Raw genomic sequence first — 17,988 nt, 5'->3', positions numbered from 1 at the left:
TCACGCATGAACGAAGTCGTAATCGTTGCCGCTACTCGTACCGCCATCGGCAGTTTTCAAGGGGCCTTGTCGGCGATTCCAGCCACCGAGCTGGGCGCCGCGGTGATTCGCCGTCTGTTGGAAGAAACCGGTCTGGACGGCACTCAGATTGATGAAGTGATCCTCGGCCAGGTCCTCACCGCAGGCTCGGGGCAGAACCCGGCACGCCAGACGGCGATCAAGGCCGGCCTGCCCTTCACCACCCCTGCCCTGACCCTGAATAAGGTTTGCGGCTCGGGCCTCAAGGCTGTGCAGCTTGCCGTTCAAGCGATCCGTTGCGGCGACGCCGAGCTGGTGATTGCCGGCGGTCAGGAAAACATGAGCCTGGCGCCGTATGTGCTGCCCAAGGTACGCACCGGTCTGCGCCTGGGTCATGCGCAATTGCAGGACAGCGTGATTCAAGACGGTTTGTGGGACGCCTTCAACGACTACCACATGGGCATCACCGCTGAGAACCTGGCCACGAAGTACAGCCTCAGCCGCGAAGATCAGGACGCCTTCGCCGCCGCCTCGCAACAGAAAGCGGCCGCCGCCACCGAAGCGGGCTATTTCAAGGGGCAAATCACCCCGATCCTGATCCCTCAGCGCAAGGGCGATCCGCTGGTGTTCGATACGGATGAACAACCGCGCCCGGGCGGCACGCTGCAAGCATTGAGCAACCTCAAACCGGCGTTCCAGAAAGACGGCAGCGTGACCGCCGGCAATTCGTCGACCCTCAACGATGGCGCCGCCGTGTTGCTGCTGGCCAGCGCCGCCAAGGCCCAAGCCCTCGGCTTGCCGGTGCTGGCGCGCATCAAGGCTTACGCCAGCGCAGGCGTCGACCCGTCGATCATGGGCATCGGCCCGGTACCGGCCACTCGCCTGGTGCTGGAGAAAGCCGGCTGGAGCCTGGACGACCTCGACCTGATCGAAGCCAACGAAGCGTTCGCCGCGCAATCGCTGGCGGTCGGCAAAGAACTGGGCTGGGACACGAACAAGGTCAACGTCAACGGTGGCGCGATTGCGCTGGGTCATCCGATCGGCGCGTCAGGCGCGCGGATTCTGGTGTCGCTGGTGCACGAACTGATTCGCCGTGACGGCAAAAAAGGCTTGGCCACGTTGTGCATCGGTGGCGGCCAAGGCGTCAGTCTGGTCATCGAACGATAAAAATAAGAAACACAGGACTGCTTGCTTGACTGCTGACGCGGTGCCGAATTCCGGCACCGCGGTTTTTTTCTGCCCGGTTTTGCGATGTGGGCAAGGAGTTCCATGGACAATAACGCGCACACTTTCAACACCTTCTGGTCCGGCCAAGTCCCGTTCATTGCCTCCTTTGCAGTGCAACAATTACGCCTGTGGGTCAGCACCAATCCATGGTTCACCGGCCAGGAATACGAAGAGTGGTTCGACCTGCCGCGCACCACCCTGGAAAGCCTGCAAACCGAGTATCAAACCCAATGGGGTGATCTGGGCCAGCGGCTGCTGACCGGCCAGCCGTTCTCCTTTGAAGATCGACGTTTTGCCAGCGGCAACTGGAGCACGCCGCTGTTCGGCTCCCTCGCCGCGTTCTACCTGCTCAATGCCGGTTTCCTGCTGAAGCTGCTCGATAAACTGCCGATCAAAGACAAGAAACCCCGCCAGCGCCTGCTGTACCTGGTGGAGCAAGCGATTGCCGCCGGAGCCCCCAGCAACTTTCTGGCGAGCAACCCCGATGCCTTGCAGCGCGTCGTCGACACTCAGGGCGGCAGCTTGTTTACCGGCCTGTTGCACCTGGCCAGCGACCTGCAGGAAGGCAAGATGCGCCAGTGTGACAGCGGCGCCTTCACCGTCGGCGTCGACCTGGCCAATACGCCCGGCGAAGTGGTGTTCGAGAACGAACTGTTCCAGTTGATTCAGTACTACCCGCAAAGCGAAACCCAGTACCGGCGCCCGGTGTTCATCGTCCCGCCGTCGATCAACAAGTACTACATCCTCGACCTGCGCCCGGACAATTCGATGGTTCGCCATCTGTTGCAACAAGGCCACCCGGTGTTCCTGATGTCGTGGCGCAACTTCGATCAGGCGCACGCCGGCACCACCTGGGATGACCTGATCGAAACCGGCATCATCAAAGGCCTGCAAGTGACCCGCGAGATCAGCGGCGAGCAACGTCCCAACTGCGTTGGCTTCTGCATCGGCGGCACGCTGTTGAGTTCGGCGCTGGCCGTGCTGGCAGCGCGCGGCGACAAGGACATCGGCAGCGTGAGCCTGTTGACCACCTTCCTCGATTACCTTGACACCGGCCCTATTGACATCTTCGTCGACGAGCAACTGGTGGCCTACCGCGAGCGTACCATCGGCGGCCTGGATGGCCCCATCGGACTGTTCAAGGGCGAGGACATGGGCAACACCTTCTCGCTGCTGCGCCCCAACGATTTGTGGTGGAACTACAACGTCGACAAATACCTCAAGGGCCAAAAACCGATCCCCCTCGACTTGTTGTTCTGGAACAACGACAGCACCAACCTTCCAGGGCCGATGTACTGCTGGTATCTGCGCCACACCTACCTGCAGAATGACCTGAAATCCGGTGAGCTGGACTGCTGCGGGGTCAAGCTCGACCTGCGCGCTATCGATGCGCCGGCGTACATCCTCGCAACGCATGATGATCACATCGTGCCGTGGCGCAGCGCTTATGCCAGCACCCAATTGCTCTCCGGGACCAAGCGCTTTGTGCTGGGTGCCTCTGGGCATATCGCCGGGGTCATCAACCCGCCGGCCAAGGAAAAACGCCATTACTGGACCAACAATCGGGTCACGAAGGACCCTGAAACCTGGTTCATGAATGCCCAGGAACATGCCGGTAGCTGGTGGAATGACTGGTTCGTCTGGCTCGCAGAGCAGTCCGGCGAGCGCCAGCCTTCCGTGCTGCACACGGGCAATGCGCAATACACGGCGATTGAATCCGCGCCCGGGCGTTATGTGATGCAATGACAGACTGCCCCGCACACTGACCGGTAGTGCGCGGGGCCGTTCTTCACGCGTCCTCGCAAAAATCCCAAACACAGCACATCGACTCAATATCCCCGCCCGAATCTACGCAACCATGGCCTCCTCACTCACCCGTAAGGACCTCGCCATGGCCATCGCCAAAGCCGTTCCCGGCAAAACCCTGCTGACCCCGACCGACCACACCCTGATCATGATCGACCACCAATCGCAGATGTCCTTCGCGACCAAGTCGATCGACGCCGTCACCCTGCGCAACAACGCCGCACTGGTGGCCAAGGCCGCGCGGGGCTTCAAGGTCTCGACCATCCTCACCACCGTCGCCGAGAAGAGCTTTTCCGGGCCGATCTTCGACGAAATCAAGTCAGTGTTCCCGGAACACAACGTCATCGACCGCACCAGCATGAACACCTGGGAAGACGAGCGCATCGCCGTTGAAGTCAACGCCTTCGGCAAACAGAAAATCGTCCTCGCCGGCCTGTGGACCTCGGTGTGCATCGTCGGCCCGGCGCTGTCGGCCATCGACCAGGGTTTCGAGGTCTACGTGATTGCCGATGCCTGTGGCGACGTCAGCACCGAAGCCCATGAAATGGCCATGCAGCGCATGATCCAGATCGGCGCCCGCCCAATGACCTCGCTGCAATACCTGCTCGAACTGCAGCGCGACTGGGCGCGTACCGAGACCTACGAAGAAACCGTGAAAACCTCGATTGCCAACGGTGGCTCCTATGGTCTTGGCCTGATCTACGCCAAAACCATGTTCGGTGCCTCGGAAGGCCACTAAGCGCTTTTCCTGTAAATAGCCAGCGACTGCGGACATTGCGCAGTCGTTGCTTTGTGGTGATTGACGATGAAGTTTCGCAAGCAAGTCCTTCCCTGTTGGTTGTCGATGCTATTCGCCGGAACCGCCTTGGCGGATGAACCCGCACAAGGGTTTCTGGATGGCGCGACGCTTGATGTACTCAGCCGTAACTTCTACCTCAACAGCGATTACCGCTCCCCTTCGCCGACAGGCAAAAGCTATAAAGCGGAATGGGCTCAAGGCTTTATCAGCACTTTTGAATCCGGTTTCACACCCGGCACGCTTGGTTTTGGCCTGGATGCCCATGCCTTTTGGGGGTTGAAACTGGATGGCGGCAAGGGGCATTCCGGAACCGGATTGTTGCCCGTGGATGATGACGGGCGTAGCGAAGACAGCTATTCCAGTGGCGGCGGCGCGCTGAAAATCAGAGCCTCGCGAACCACTTTGGCCTTCGGTGAAATGATGGTGGAAACCCCGGTGTTCGACACCGCGGACAAACGCCTGCAACCGGAATACGCCACAGGCTTGCTGCTGAACAGCCGCGAAATCGATGACATGAATCTGGTGGCTGGTCATTTCACAGCGTTCAAGAACCAGGACAGTTCTTCGGGCAAGGGCAACTTCTACGGCTACGGTGCCAACACCGAAGCTGGCGGCATTACGTTTCTCGGCACCGACCTGTTCACCCAACGCCCCGTCGGCGGCGCGCTCTACGCGTCAGAGCTCAGCGACACCTGGCACCAGTATTACGCCAACCTGCACCTGAAGCAGCCCGGCGTGTTGCTCGACGCCAACCTCTACCACACGCGGGACACCGGCAAAGCGCTGGCCGGCGCCATCGACAACACCGCGTTCAGCCTCTCGGGCAAGTACACCGTCGCGGCGCATGCCTTCACCCTGGCGTATCAGAAAATCAATGGCGACACGCCGTTCGATTTTGTCGGCGGCGATTCGATCTACCTCGCCAACTCGATCAAGTACGCCGACTTCAACGGCGCCCACGAACGCTCATGGCAGGCACGCTACGACCTCGACTTGAGCACCTTCCGGATACCCGGCCTGAATTTCATGACGCGCTACGTCATGGGCAGCCAGATCGACGGCACCCATGCGCCCAAGGGCGGTGCCTACAACCCTTTTGATGAGTCCGTCGGTAACTACGTGCCGCAACAAGGCGATGGCGGCCGACACTGGGAACGCGACATCGACCTGCGCTATATCGTGCAGTCCGGTAAGGCCAAGGGGTTGTCCCTGCAACTGTCCCATGTGTCGCATCGGGCCAATACGGCGCAGGCCGGCGATGACATTGATCGGGTGTACGTGGTCATCCAGTACCCGCTGAACGTCGGGCATCTGTGAGGGGAATGTAATGCAGTGACCACCGTCCCAGAGTGGGAGTGGGCTTGTGTGGTGAGGGGATTTATCCCCGTTCGGCTGCGAAGCAGTCGTCAAACCATTGTTTGCGGTATACCTGATACACCGTGGTTTTCGATTTCGGGGCCGCTTCGCATCCCAACGGGGATAAATCCCCTCACCACAAAGGCTCGCTCCCACAGGAGATCAATGGCGCTGGAAATGGCGGAAGGCAGCCGGAGTCGAACCTGCCCGGGAACGGATGCCGTCCCCAACCGGGTTTGAAGCCCGGCCGCGCCACCGGGCGCGATTGCCTTCCTTGAAGTCAGTTGTCTGATCGTTGCGCCAAGGCATTGTCGAGACGCAGATGGCGCTTGTCGCCAAAGCGTCGGGTCAGGCCCAGCCGGTCGAAGTATTCGAGAATCTGGATGCTGCGCTTACGGCCAAGGCCCACTGCATCGCGAAACGCCGCGACCTGAATCACCGGGTCCTGCGCGGCCAGTTGCACAAGCATAGCCGCCAATCGGCGGATGATTGCGTCGGTGTAGAACAGGTCGCGGACGACTTGGTGCACCAGCCCCAGCCTCGCCATCTTGCGCAGCAATTGGCGCACCGCCGCTTCGTCATGACCAAGATCGCGCACCCACGGCGCATTGAACCCGGCCTGTTCGAACACCGGCTGCAGCTGTTGCCACAGGGCTTCATCGTCTTCACTCAAACGCACCTGATGCTCGGGCAAATGCAGCCACGGCCCGCTGGTATGCAGGGCGCCGCTAGCGAGCAGTTCGTCGAGCAGGCTGATGAAGGTCGGACGGTCCAGCGCAGTGCCGGTGAAGCGGCGCAGGCGATCCCGGTCGGGTCCCATCTGGTCCGGTTCGAGTTGGTGGAAGCGTGCCAGATGTTCCAGCAACGGCACTTTCAGGGACTCCCAGCGGTCAGCGCTGAACAGCAATGGACCTTGGCGTGTATCGATTAAACGGACATTAGCGGGCAGCACCCAGGTGTCACGCGGCCGGTTGAACTGGCGCTCAAGGCGCTGCGGATCGAGCCCGGTTTCACTGTTCAGCAATAACGCAGGCAGGACGTCTTCCAGCTCATTGCGAGTGGCGAGTGCCTGGAGCTGCGCCAATCGCTCGGGGCTGCGGCGGTGTCGGGTCGGCGCGAACGGGTCGAGCACCCGACCCCCGCCGAGGGTGCGTTGGGCACTTTGGTCACGCAGAATCAAAGGATCGCCCTTCACCGCCTGCACCGGAGCATTCAACAGGATTTGCGCGCACATTCGCTCGCCTGGCGCTAGGCTGGAACTCTTCAGCAGCGCCACTCGCCCCGTGACGTCCTGAGTGCCCAAGTGAACGTGTACCGGCTGGAAATGCTCGAAGGCCTTGGGTTCGCTGACCAGCAACTGCATCTCGATATCCAGGCGCTGGGTCGGCGCATACAGCCACTCCGCCACCAGCCAGTGACCCCGGTGAATCTGCTCCAGTGAAAGACGCTCGGCGCTCAGGTTCAGCGCGACTCGCTGACCCGCAAAAGCGCTGTCCGCGGCTTGATTTTGCGCATGCAAGCCACGTACGCGCACGGTTTTTCCTAGCGGACCGAGCATCAGCGTGTCGCCCACAACAACCTGGCCCGACAGTGCGGTGCCGGTCACCACGATACCGGCACCGGCCACGCTGAAGGCACGATCAATCGCCAACCTAAAACCGCCGCTCGTGCTGCGCTGAAGAACATCACGCTGCGCATCCAGCAAGGCCTGACGCAAAGCCTCGACGCCCTCCCCGGTCACGCTCGACAGCGCAATCTGCGGCGCGCCGGCAAAAGGTCCGGGCGCCAGTAAGGTTTCGATCTGCTCGCGCACGGCCTGCACGCGGGCAGGATCGACCCGGTCGCATTTGCTGATCGCCACCAAGGCTCGAGGGATGCCCAGCAGTTCGACGATCGCCAGATGTTCGCGGGTCTGCGGCATGACGCCGTCATCCGCGGCGACCACCAGCAACACCAGATCGATGCCCTGGGCACCGGCCAGCATGTTGTGGGTGAAGCGTTCATGACCAGGCACGTCGATAAAACCGGTCAATGCCGCGCCCGGTTCCAACGCCGCGTAGAGATAGCCGAGGTCGATGGTCATGCCGCGTTCACGTTCTTCCCGCCGACGATCGCCGGCCTGGCCGGTCAAGGCCTGGAGCAATAACGTCTTGCCGTGGTCGATGTGCCCCGCAGTGCCGACGATCACCCCGGCACCTGCAATTGATCGAGTTGCGCCAGCCACGCGGCTTCGTCATCCAGTTGGCGCAGGTCCAGCCACAGCGCGTCGTCGTCAAGTCGGCCCAGCACCGGAATGGCCAGCTGACGAAACGCGGCCTCAAGGTTCAGCAATTGCCGTCCGCGCAGGCGCTTGCTGACCTGTGGTCGCAGGCATAAAGCGGCGCTCGGCAGACGCGCCACCGGTTGGCTGCCGCTGCCGATCATGCCCAGCGCCGGCAGCGCGCTGACGGTCCAGCCATTGCCCACGGCCTGCGCCAATGACGGTTGCAGGCGTTCGGCTTGAGCAAGGATGTCGGCTTGCGGTCGGGTCAGCAGGCGCAGGCTCGGCAGCCGTTCGGCCAGTCGATCGGGATTGCGGTACAGACCCAACACCGCTTCGAGGGCTGCCAATGTCAACTTGTCGACCCGCAACGCTCGTTTGAGCGGGTTTTTTTTGATCTTTGCGATCAGGTCTTTGCGACCCACGATCAACCCGGCCTGAGGGCCGCCGAGTAACTTGTCGCCGCTGAAGGTGACGATGTCCGCGCCATCGATCAGCGCCTGGCGCACCGTGGGTTCGGCGGGCAAACCCCATCGCGTCAGGTCCAGCAGACTGCCGCTGCCGAGGTCTTCGAGCAGTGGCAGACCGTGCTTATGCGCCAGCGCAGCCAGTTCGGCCGTCTGCACCCGGGCGGTGAAGCCTTCAATGGCGTAATTGCTCGCATGCACCCGCATCACCAGACCACTGCGCGGGCCGATTGCGGCCTCGTAATCCCGGGCATGGGTGCGGTTGGTGGTGCCGACTTCATGCAGCCGGACGCCGGCCCGGGCCATGATGTCGGGAATGCGGAAGGCGCCGCCGATTTCAATCAGCTCGCCCCGGGAAATGATCCCTTCCTTGCGCGCGCCCAGGCTATTGAGCGTCAGCAGCACGGCGGCGGCATTGTTGTTGACCACGGTCACCGCTTCGGCGCCGGTCAGTTCGCGGATCAGGCCTTCGATCAGGTCGTCACGGTCGCCGCGTTTGCCGCTGTGCAGGTCGAATTCCAGATTGAGCGGATAACGGGCGGCCATTTGCACGGCTTCGATGGCTTCGTCCGGCAACAACGCCCGACCGAGGTTGGTGTGCAGCACCGTGCCGGTGAGGTTGAACACCCGGCGTACGTGGCTGCGATGCCGCAGGGCCAGGCGCTCGCCGGCTCTGCCGGCCAAGACTTCGGGGGTGAGTTCAACGGCGTCGAGTTGGCTTAGCAGAACTGGCTCGCGCAGGTCATCCAGCAACTGCCGCAGACTGGCCAGCAGCGCGTCACGCCCGTAACGCTCGGCCAAAGGCTGACACGCCGGGTGGCGCAGCAAACTGTCGATGGAAGGCAGCCGCAAGGCTGGGCTGGCGGATCTGGCAGGCATCAGGCGCTCCCGCAAACGTTGACTGTCGCGCCTGAGTGTAGCCGTTGTGCTTAGTCGCCTCCGGGTGCCAGCAGAAGATTCGGCGCCGGGCGCACGTAGCCTTCCTGTTCCAGCCGCATGTCCAGCATCAGGCTGGTCAGGTCGGTGGAAAGCGCTTCGGCCTCGGCGTCGTTTTCCAGGTACAGCAGTTTCAGGTAGCTGCGGCAGCCGGGGCAGGTTTCGGCGCGCAATGGCGCTTGATTGGCGGCATGGCGGTCGTCATCGAGGCTGACGTATTCCAGGCCTTTGCTTTGTTCGCAATACACGCACTTGACCCGCACCACGTGCCATTCGCAGGCGCACAACGAACACACCAGATACCGCAAACCGTTGTGTTTGCCACGGTGACGGATGACTCCGGCCATGGCCGGCGAACCACAGGCCGGGCACTGGCTGAGGCTGTCGCCGGGTTTCAGTACGAGGTTTGGCGTACTCAGTAGCCAGTGACTGAAAGCGGCTTGCAATGCCGCGCCGAGGAACGGCACCAGCGCCGCCGGCAGCATCGAATATTGGCCGCTGACCAAGGCGATCGCCCAGGCTTTGCGTTGCCCGCTATTGGCGTTGCGCAAGGTGGCGGCGGCTTTCTCGACAGCGGAGTGCGGCGGTGGCGAGTAACGCTGCAACAAGGCGTCGAGATACGCCAACCAGGTGTCCTCACGCACCAGACTGTCGGCAGCGAACGGTGGCAAACCGTGTTGCTGGCACACTCGCAGGCGTTCGCGGTCGAGCGGCGCAGTTAAAGGTGGATCGTCCAACAGATTCTGCTGAACGCGGCACAGGTCGATCACCAGTCGCAGGTAATCGGCCAGCGGGTGCCCTTCCGCGAGTTTCTCCAGACGCAACGCCCGCAACGCGAACAGGTTGCTCGGTGGCAGGTGCAGGAACGGTGGTGAACCCGCCGCCGCTTCGATCTCTCCCGGCTCAAGAATCGTCGCCAAGTCGTTATCCTTTTTTGTTGATCGGCGGATCAGAGTGCTCGTCCCGGGTCACTTCCCGGTACCAGAGCTCATGGTGCTTCCTCGCCCAGGCGCGGCTGACCCAGCCATGCACCATGGCGCTGACCGAGCCTTTGATCCAGAGGCCGGCGTAGATGTGGATGATGATGCTCAGCACCAGCACAAAACCGGCCAAGGCATGCAGCAGCATCGCCCAGCGAATCGAGGTGATGCCGAAGTATTCGCTGAAGTACGCACGCCAGATCACCAGCCCGCTGAACAGCAACACCAGCATGCACAGCAGCAAGATCCAGAACAGCAGTTTCTGCCCCGGGTTGTACTTGCCGATGGGAGGCACGCCCTCCTCTTCGTTGCGCATCACCCGCCCGACGCGCCGGAGCCACAAGCGGTCATTGCTGATAAAGAAATTCGCTCGAAAGAACTGGATCACCAGACCAAGGAACAGCACAAACATCACCACCCCCATGAACGGGTGCAGGATGCGCGTCCACGGTCCGCCGCCGAACAGATGGCTGAGCCAGAACAGCGCCGGATGAAACAACGCCAGCCCCGACAGCGCCGCCATCAAAAACAGAATCGCCACCAGCCAGTGATTGGTACGCTGGTTCGAGGTGTAGCGCAGGATCTGTCTGCGGATCATGGTCTGTCCTCCCCGCGCGGATCAAAGGTGTGCACCGATGGATCGACTTCATGCACCGCCGGGTCGTTGAGCGGCGGCAACTCATCCTCTTCAACCACTTGCGGGCCGACGCGCACGTAGTGGAAGAACCCGGCCAGCACCGCCAGGCCCATCGCCAGCAAGCCCAAGGGTTTGCTCACGCCCTTCCACAATTCCACCAACGGGCTGATCGTCGGGCTGCCCGGCAAACCGGCGTAGAGCGTCGGCGTGTCCGCGTGATGCAGCACGTACATGACGTGCGTGCCGCCCACGCCTTCGGGGTCGTACAAACCGGCGTGATCGAAGCCGCGGCTTTTCAGGTCGACAATGCGTTCGGCGGCGTGCTCCTTCATGTCTTCCTTGGTGCCGAACACGATCGCGCCGGTCGGGCAGGTTTTCACGCAGGCCGGTTCCAGCCCCACTTCAACGCGGTCTGAACACAAGGTGCATTTGTAGGCCTTGTGATCCTTTTGCGAGATCCGTGGAATGTTGAACGGGCAACCGGTGATGCAATAACCGCAGCCGATGCAATGGTCCTGATCGAAATCGACGATGCCATTGGCGTGCTTGATGATCGCTCCCGGGCTTGGGCACGCCGCCAGGCAACCGGGTTCAGCGCAATGCATGCAGCCGTCCTTGCGGATCAGCCATTCGAGGTTGCCGGCATCGGTTTCATGCTCGGTGAAGCGCATCAGGGTCCAGGTTTCTGCGCTGAGGTCCTGCGGGTTGTCGTAGGTGCCGAGGTTGTGGCCGACCTCGTCGCGCAGCTCGTTCCATTCCGAGCAGGCGACCTGACAGGCCTTGCAGCCGATGCACTTGGTGGTGTCGATCAGCTTGGCCACTTCCTCCTGATTGCGCACCGATGGCGAGACCGTGGTGGTGGCCGAACGGGCGATGATGTCTTGGCTGGCCATTTAGACTTTCTCCACGTTGACCAGGAATGACTTGGATTCCGGGGTCTGTGTGTTGCCATCGCCGAGGAACGGCACCAGGGTGTTGGTCAGGTAACCGTGGCGCGTGAGGCCGGTAAATCCCCAGTGCAGCGGGATGCCGATCTGGTGCACCACCTGATTGTTGACCTGCAACGGACGGATCCGCTTGGTCACCACCGCCACCGCTTCGATATGCCCGCGCTTGGAACTGACGCGGACCCGATCGCCGGCCACGATGCCTTTCTCCTTGGCCAGCACTTCACCGATCTCGACGAATTGTTCCGGCTGGGAAATCGCATTGAGCTTGCAATGCTTGCTCCAGAAGTGGAAATGCTCGGTCAAGCGATAGCTCGTCGCCGCGTACGGATAGTCCTTGGCGACCCCGAGGGAATCCCACACCGAATCGAAGATCCGCGCCGCCGGGTTGCTGGTGGCTTTCTTGTTTTGCGGGTGCAGCGGGTTGATACCGATCGGGGTTTCGAACGGCTCGTAATGCTCGGGGAATGGGCCCTCGTTCATCTTGTCGACGGCGAAGAATCGCGCGACGCCTTCGGGGTTCATGATGAACGGATTCATCCCGGCTTCCGGTGGCGTGTCAGCCTTGAAGTCCGGCACGTCGGTGCCGCCCCAGGCTTTGCCGTTCCACCAAACCAAGCGCTTTTTCTCGTCCCACGGTTTGCCTTGCGGGTCGGCCGAAGCGCGGTTGTAGAGGATCCGCCGGTTGGCCGGCCAGGCCCAGGCCCAGCCCTGATGTTGATGCATGCCGTATGGGTCGTTGTTGTCGCGCCGGGCCATCTGGTTGCCGGTCTCGGTCCAGCTGCCGCAGAAAATCCAGCAACCGGCAGCCGTGCTGCCGTCGTCCTTGAGCTGGCCGAAACCGGCCAGTTGCGCGTTGCTCTTGATTGTCGCGCCGGTGGCATCAGTGAAATCGGCAGTGGCATAGCCGTTGATTTCTCGCGCCAGTTCTTCCGGCGAGGGTTCGTCGGCAATCTTGTACGGCCACGACAGTTTGAGGATCGGGTCGGGATAAGCGCCGCCCTTGGCTTGATAGCGCTGGCGCAGGCGCAGAAACAACTCGCTCATGATCTGCACGTCGGTGCGCGCTTCGCCCGGTCCGTCGGCGCCTTTCCAGTGCCATTGCAACCAGCGGCTGCTGTTGACCAGCGAGCCGTCCTCCTCGGCGAAACAGGTGGTGGGCAGGCGAATCACTTCGGTCTGGATACCGGCGGTTTCCACATCGTTGTACGGCCCGACATTGCGCCAGAACTCTGAGGTTTCGGTGGACAGCGGGTCCATCACCACCAGCCATTTCAGCTTGGCCAGTGCCGCCATCACGCGGTTTTTGTCAGGCAGCGCGGCGATGGGGTTGAAGCCCTGGCACATATAGCCGTTGACCTTGCCCTGGCCCATCAGGTCGAACACCTTGAGGATGTCGTAGTTGGGAATGTCCAGTTTCGGCAAATAGTCGTAAGCCCAGTTGTTCTCCAGCGTGGCGTTGTCGCGGTACCAGGCTTTCATCAGGCTGACGTGGAATTTGCTGTAGTTCTGCCAGTAGGACAGTTGCCCCGGACGCAACGGCATTTGCGTGCGTTTGGTGATGTAGGCGGTGTAATCCTGCTCGGCATCACCCGGCAGGGTCAGGTAGCCCGGCAGCGAGTTGGACAGCAGGCCGAGGTCAGTCAAACCCTGGATGTTGGAGTGCCCGCGCAAGGCGTTGACGCCGCCGCCCGGCATGCCGACGTTGCCCAACAGCAGTTGCACCATCGCCGCGCTACGGATGATTTGCGAGCCGATCGAGTGCTGGGTCCAGCCCAGCGCATAGAGAATCGTCATGGTCTTGCCCGGTTGCGAGCAGGTGGCGATTTCTTCCCAGATCTTCTGCATGGCATCGACCGGCATTCCGCAAATCTGGCTCGCCAGTTCAATGTTGTATCGGCTGTAATGCTGCTTCATCAATTGATAGACGCAGTGCGGGTCATGCAGAATCGGGTCGACCTTGACGAAGCCGTCCTCGCCGAGTTCATAACCCCAGCCGGACTTGTCGGTATACGCACGCTTGGCCACGTCGTATCCACTGAAGATGCCGTCCTCGAAGCCATACCCGGCTTTGACGATGAACGATACGTCGGTGTAGTTGCGCACGTACTCGTGCTGGATCTTGTCCTCGGTCAGCAGGTAATTGATCAGCCCGCCCATGAAGGCGATGTCGGTGCCGGTACGGATCGGCGCGTAATAATCGGCCACCGAGGCGGTCCGGGTAAAACGCGGGTCGACCACGATCAGACGCGCCTTGTTGTGCGCCTTGGCTTCGGTCACCCATTTGAAACCGCACGGGTGCGCTTCTGCTGCGTTGCCGCCCATCACCAGGATCAGATTCGCGTTGGCGATATCGGTCCAGTGATTGGTCATGGCACCACGGCCGTACGTCGGGGCAAGACTTGCCACCGTCGGGCCGTGTCAGACACGCGCCTGGTTATCAAACCCCAGCATGCCGAGACTGCGAATGACCTTGTGGGTGATGTAGCCCGCTTCGTTGGACGCCGCCGAGGCCGCGAGGAAACCGGTGGTCAGCCAGCGGTTCACCGTTTGGCCCTTGTCGTTCTTCTCGATGAAGTTGGCGTCGCGGTCGGCCTTCATCAGGTCGGCGACGCGGTCCAGCGCTTCATCCCAGGAGATACGCGTCCACTCGCTGCTGCCGGGCTTGCGCACTTGCGGATATTGCAGGCGCCCGGGGCTGTGAATGAAGTCGAGCAGGCCCGCGCCTTTGGGGCACAGCGTGCCGCGGTTGACCGGGTGGTCGGCATCGCCTTCGATGTGGATGATGCTTTGCGCGACGTTCTTGGCGGTATCGCCCTGGCTGTACATGATCAACCCGCAGCCGACCGAGCAGTACGGGCAGGTGTTGCGGGTTTCATGGGTGTGGGCGAGTTTGAAATGGCGTACCTGCTCGGCGAAGGCAGGCGCCGGGAGCATGCCCAGCGCGCCGAGGCTCGAGCCCGCAAGGCCGATACCAGCGACCTTGAAGAACTGACGACGGTTGAGGTCCATCGTGCACTCCTGATCAGGTGGAGACCCGGTACTTTTGCCGGGTTTTTCTGGACGATCACGGTGCCGGCAGCGTAACTACCGACATTTCAAACTCTAGCCAATGGGAGAACTGACTGCATGAAAACCGACCATCGGGCAGTGCCCGTATTCCAGCCATCACACATAACCCTGTGGGAGCGAGCCTGCTCGCGATAGCGGTGGGTCAGTTTGCATAGATGTTGAATGAGCTGACGCCATCGCGAGCAGGCTCGCTCCCACAGGGTTTTGTGCTGTTCGGGCGATTACCGTCTCGCTCCCACAGGGGCTTGGCGTTTATCATGGCGCCACGTTCAACCCCGTTTTTATGAGACTGAGCATGACCTTCGATTTTGATCAGGTGTTCGACCGCCACGACACCGGCAGTACCAAGTGGAGCCGCTACCCGGCCGACGTGTTGCCGATGTGGGTCGCCGACATGGACTTCGCCGCGCCGCCGGTCATCCTGCAAGCCCTGCGCAAACGCCTGGAACACCCGATGGTCGGTTACAGCGTGCCTCAGGACGATTTGCGCGCCGCCATCGTCGCCGACCTCTGGAACAAATACGCCTGGCGCGTCTTGCCGGAGGAACTGATCTTCCTGCCGGGCGTGGAGTCGGGTTTCAACATGGCTCTCAAGGCGTTGGTCGAGCCGCAACAGAACGTGGTGGTTCAGGTGCCGAACTACCCGCCGCTGCGTCATGCGCCGGGTCATTGGGGCTTGAACAAGGTTGAACTGGAATTCGACGCGTTGGCTGACGGCACCTACGGCACGCAGATCGAGGCCTTGAGTCAGGCACTGAAAGGCGGCGGTGCGCTGCTGCTGAGCAATCCGCATAACCCGCTGGGCAAGGTGTTCCCACGGGAAGAGCTGCAAGCGGTGGCCGATATCTGCCTTGAACACAACGCGTGGATCATCTCTGACGAGATTCACGCCGAGCTGTGCTTCGACGGGCGCGAGCACATCCCCACGGCTTCGCTCAGCCCTGAGATCGCTAAGCGCACCATCACCCTGATGTCGGCGAGCAAGGCGTACAACATTGCCGGATTGAAAACCTCCTTCATGATCATTCAGGACTCCGCGGTGCGTGCGCGGGTCAATCATGCCCGTTGCGGCATGGTCGACAGCGTCAACCCGCTGGGCATGGAAGCGACTCGCGTGGCTTACAGCGAAGGCGGCCCGTGGCTGGCCGGGTTGAAGGCGTATCTGCAAGGCAATCGGGATTACCTGGTGGAAGCGGTTCGCAGCCGATTGCCGGGTGTGACGATGAACATCCCGCAAGGCACGTATCTGGCGTGGCTCGATTGCTCGGCGCTGGGGCTGGACAATCCGCAGCAATTTTTCCTGGACCATGCCAAGGTCGGCCTGAGCCCTGGCCTGGATTTCGGCGATAACGCCCGGCAATTCGTGCGCCTGAACTTCGGCTGCCCACGGGCGTTGCTGGAAGAAGGATTGGCGCGCATGGAGCGCAGCTTGCGCAGCCTCAAGGCCTGATACCCCTCGGCAACACAACAAATCCCCTGGGGGAGCTACCTGTGGCGAGGGGATTTATCCCCGTTCGGCTGCGAAGCAGTCGTGAATCCGGACAACCCGGTCTGTCTGATCGGACGCTGGGGCCGCTTCGCGACCCAACGGGGATAAATCCCCTCACCACAGGTCGCTCCTACAAGGAATTAACGTGGATTCGGTGTTTTGTGAACGCACCGAAATCCAACCGAACTCAAGGCAAAACACCAGGGTCAACCCTTTGAATCCTGTGCCCCGAGATCGGAGATTTGCCATGACTGACTACCCAAAACCACCCTTCAAGAAACAAGCCCAGCCCGTTCCCGGCTCGCAAAAGAAAATGGAGCCGTACCCGGATTGTGGCGAACAAAGTTACAAAGGCTCGGGCCGGCTGGACGGCAAGATCGCCCTGATCACCGGGGCTGACAGCGGCATCGGCCGCGCGGTGGCCATCGCCTTCGCCCGTGAAGGGGCCGACGTCGCGATCGCCTACCTCAATGAACATGAAGACGCGCAGGAAACCGCACGCTGGGTCGAACAGGCCGGACGCCAATGCGTGCTGCTGCCCGGCGACATCGCACAGAAAGCGCAATGCCAGGCCCTGGTGGACAAGACGGTCGAGCGCTTTGGGCGGATCGATATTCTGGTCAACAACGCGGCCTTCCAGATGACTCACGAGAATTTCGAAGACATCCCGGACGAAGAATGGGTGATGACCTTCGACGTGAACATCACGGCCATGTTCCGGATTTGCCAGGCCGCAATGAAGCACATGAAGGCCGGCAGTTCGATCATCAACACCAGTTCGATCAACTCGGACATGCCCAAACCTACTCTCCTCGCTTACGCCACAACCAAAGGCGCGATCGCCAACTTCACCGGCGGCCTGGCGCAGATGCTTGGGCCGAAAAACATCCGTGTGAACAGCGTGGCACCGGGACCGATCTGGACGCCGCTGATCGTCTCGACCATGCCCGATGAAGAAGTGCAGGACTTCGGCTCGCAAACCCCGCTGGGCCGCCCGGGGCAACCGGTGGAAGTGGCGCCGATTTATGTGCTGCTGGCGTCGGACGAGGCCAGTTACATCACGGGCCAGCGCTACGGCGTGACCGGCGGTAAACCGATGCTGTGATCGATTTCTTGTAGCAGCTGCCGAGCAGCGCGAGGCTGCGTTCGGCTGCGGAGCAGTCGTAAAACCATTCAGCCACGGTGTTTCAGGTAAACCGTACGTGCCGGGTTTACGACTGCTTCGCAGCCGAACGCAGCCTCGCGTTGCTCGGCAGCTGCTACATAGACCTCAGCGAGCGCGCAAAAAAATGAACCCCTGACAAATCTCCCTGATCAATACGTTTAGCCCCCCATCACGGGCCGTTCGAGGAGGTCGTCATGTCCGCACCTATCGTCAAACTCTTCACCCAACCCAACTTCGCCTGGACGGATATTCGCCGCGAAGAGGAAGCACACCCGCGCCATTACCTCGCGCATTTGCTGCTGCTCGCGTTGATCCCTGCCGTCTGCCTGTTCATCGGCACCACTTATGTCGGCTGGAGCCTGGCCGAGAACGAAACCGTCAAGCTCAGCACCCAAAGTGCCCTGCAACTCTGCGTGCTGCTGTACATCACCATCATCGCCGGCGTGGCTGTGATGGGAGGGTTCATCCGCTGGATGTCGCGCACCTTCGACGCGCGGCCGACCCTCAATCAATGCATCGGTTTTGCCGCCTACACCGCGACGCCGTTCTTCCTGGCCGGGTTTGCCGGGCTGTACCCGAGTCGTTGGCTGGCGATTGCGGTATTGGGCGCCGCCTCCCTCTACTCGACGTTTTTGCTGTTTGTCGGCCTGCCAACCTTCATGCACGAACGCAAGGAGCAAGGCCTGCTGAATGCGGCGTGCGTCTGGGGCGTCGGCCTTCTGGTTTTGGTGACTATTCTGGTTGAGATGATTCTGCTGTGGTTCAACGTGCTGACGCCTGAATACCTGCGCGCGACGGTCGGTTGATCCCTAAAGGCCCACACACGCGG

The 17,988-nt window shown here is 61.5% G+C and carries 13 protein-coding genes and 1 tRNA gene; 7 read left to right on the top strand and 7 right to left on the bottom strand.

What is annotated here, in order from left to right; genetic code table 11:
* Nucleotides 1–6: 6 nt before the first annotated feature.
* The 4 genes from ACA053_RS14400 to ACA053_RS14385 all read left to right on the top strand — a co-directional run bounded on the left by ACA053_RS14400 (nt 7) and on the right by ACA053_RS14385 (nt 5,167).
* Complete coding sequence (locus ACA053_RS14400; RefSeq protein ID WP_497396058.1) at nt 7–1,185, top strand: acetyl-CoA C-acetyltransferase; 1,179 nt, start codon at nt 7–9, stop codon at nt 1,183–1,185.
* Nucleotides 1,186–1,287: 102 nt separating this feature from the next.
* The gene (phaC, locus tag ACA053_RS14395) at nt 1,288–2,991 is read left to right on the top strand and encodes a class I poly(R)-hydroxyalkanoic acid synthase (RefSeq protein WP_497318053.1); all 1,704 of its coding nucleotides are present in this window, start codon (nt 1,288–1,290) and stop codon (nt 2,989–2,991) included.
* A 145-nt stretch (nt 2,992–3,136) separates the two neighbouring features.
* Entirely contained in the window at nt 3,137–3,790 is a 654-nt protein-coding gene (locus ACA053_RS14390; RefSeq protein WP_094467459.1) for a hydrolase, read from the top strand.
* A 66-nt stretch (nt 3,791–3,856) separates the two neighbouring features.
* Complete coding sequence (locus ACA053_RS14385; protein WP_497396056.1) at nt 3,857–5,167, top strand: OprD family porin; 1,311 nt, start codon at nt 3,857–3,859, stop codon at nt 5,165–5,167.
* A 217-nt stretch (nt 5,168–5,384) separates the two neighbouring features.
* Here the strand turns inward: ACA053_RS14385 and ACA053_RS14380 are convergent.
* The 7 genes from ACA053_RS14380 to fdnG form a co-directional block, all read right to left on the bottom strand.
* Nucleotides 5,385–5,480 (bottom strand) — tRNA-Sec (locus ACA053_RS14380).
* A 6-nt stretch (nt 5,481–5,486) separates the two neighbouring features.
* Nucleotides 5,487–7,394, bottom strand: coding sequence for a selenocysteine-specific translation elongation factor (gene selB, locus ACA053_RS14375; RefSeq protein ID WP_497396165.1), 1,908 nt, complete (start codon nt 7,392–7,394; stop codon nt 5,487–5,489).
* Nucleotides 7,391–8,812: an L-seryl-tRNA(Sec) selenium transferase gene (gene selA, locus ACA053_RS14370; protein ID WP_497396054.1), complete on the bottom strand. Its 1,422-nt coding sequence runs from the start codon at nt 8,810–8,812 to the stop codon at nt 7,391–7,393. The genes selB and selA overlap by 4 nt, the downstream gene beginning before the upstream one ends.
* 50 nt (nt 8,813–8,862) lie before the next feature.
* Nucleotides 8,863–9,789, bottom strand: coding sequence for a formate dehydrogenase accessory protein FdhE (gene fdhE, locus ACA053_RS14365; protein ID WP_497396052.1), 927 nt, complete (start codon nt 9,787–9,789; stop codon nt 8,863–8,865).
* 4 nt (nt 9,790–9,793) lie between these two features.
* On the bottom strand, nt 9,794–10,447 hold the full coding sequence (locus ACA053_RS14360) for a formate dehydrogenase subunit gamma (RefSeq protein ID WP_497396050.1): 654 nt from the start codon (nt 10,445–10,447) through the stop codon (nt 9,794–9,796).
* Complete coding sequence (gene fdxH / locus ACA053_RS14355; RefSeq protein ID WP_109631175.1) at nt 10,444–11,379, bottom strand: formate dehydrogenase subunit beta; 936 nt, start codon at nt 11,377–11,379, stop codon at nt 10,444–10,446. The genes ACA053_RS14360 and fdxH overlap by 4 nt, the downstream gene beginning before the upstream one ends.
* Nucleotides 11,380–14,445, bottom strand: coding sequence for a formate dehydrogenase-N subunit alpha (gene fdnG / locus ACA053_RS14350; protein WP_497396048.1), 3,066 nt, complete (start codon nt 14,443–14,445; stop codon nt 11,380–11,382).
* Between the two features lie 355 nt (nt 14,446–14,800).
* Between fdnG and ACA053_RS14345 the strand changes: the two genes are divergently transcribed.
* From ACA053_RS14345 to ACA053_RS14335, 3 genes are all read left to right on the top strand, one after another.
* Nucleotides 14,801–15,955 (top strand): MalY/PatB family protein, encoded by a 1,155-nt coding sequence (locus ACA053_RS14345; RefSeq protein WP_497318041.1) that lies wholly within the window; start codon nt 14,801–14,803, stop codon nt 15,953–15,955.
* 286 nt (nt 15,956–16,241) lie between these two features.
* Nucleotides 16,242–17,099, top strand: coding sequence for an SDR family oxidoreductase (locus tag ACA053_RS14340; RefSeq protein WP_497318039.1), 858 nt, complete (start codon nt 16,242–16,244; stop codon nt 17,097–17,099).
* A gap of 254 nt (nt 17,100–17,353) precedes the next feature.
* Entirely contained in the window at nt 17,354–17,965 is a 612-nt protein-coding gene (locus ACA053_RS14335) for a Yip1 family protein (RefSeq protein WP_109631161.1), read from the top strand.
* Nucleotides 17,966–17,988 lie beyond the last annotated feature (23 nt).

This window comes from Pseudomonas sp. LBUM1672, assembly GCF_059695655.1.
This window is presented reverse-complemented; position numbering and strand designations above follow the sequence as displayed.

Excerpts from the sequence above, each read along its gene's own strand:
- ACA053_RS14385 (WP_497396056.1), top strand. The coding sequence starts at position 3,857 with ATGAAGTTTCGCAAGCAAGTCCTTCCCTGTTGGTTGTCGATGCTATTC.
- ACA053_RS14345 (WP_497318041.1), top strand. The coding sequence starts at position 14,801 with ATGACCTTCGATTTTGATCAGGTGTTCGACCGCCACGACACCGGCAGT.
- ACA053_RS14360 (WP_497396050.1), bottom strand. The coding sequence starts at position 10,447 with ATGATCCGCAGACAGATCCTGCGCTACACCTCGAACCAGCGTACCAAT.
- ACA053_RS14340 (WP_497318039.1), top strand. The coding sequence starts at position 16,242 with ATGACTGACTACCCAAAACCACCCTTCAAGAAACAAGCCCAGCCCGTT.
- ACA053_RS14390 (WP_094467459.1), top strand. The coding sequence starts at position 3,137 with ATGGCCATCGCCAAAGCCGTTCCCGGCAAAACCCTGCTGACCCCGACC.
- ACA053_RS14335 (WP_109631161.1), top strand. The coding sequence starts at position 17,354 with ATGTCCGCACCTATCGTCAAACTCTTCACCCAACCCAACTTCGCCTGG.
- selA (WP_497396054.1), bottom strand. The coding sequence starts at position 8,812 with ATGCCTGCCAGATCCGCCAGCCCAGCCTTGCGGCTGCCTTCCATCGAC.
- ACA053_RS14400 (WP_497396058.1), top strand. The coding sequence starts at position 7 with ATGAACGAAGTCGTAATCGTTGCCGCTACTCGTACCGCCATCGGCAGT.
- fdxH (WP_109631175.1), bottom strand. The coding sequence starts at position 11,379 with ATGGCCAGCCAAGACATCATCGCCCGTTCGGCCACCACCACGGTCTCG.
- phaC (WP_497318053.1), top strand. The coding sequence starts at position 1,288 with ATGGACAATAACGCGCACACTTTCAACACCTTCTGGTCCGGCCAAGTC.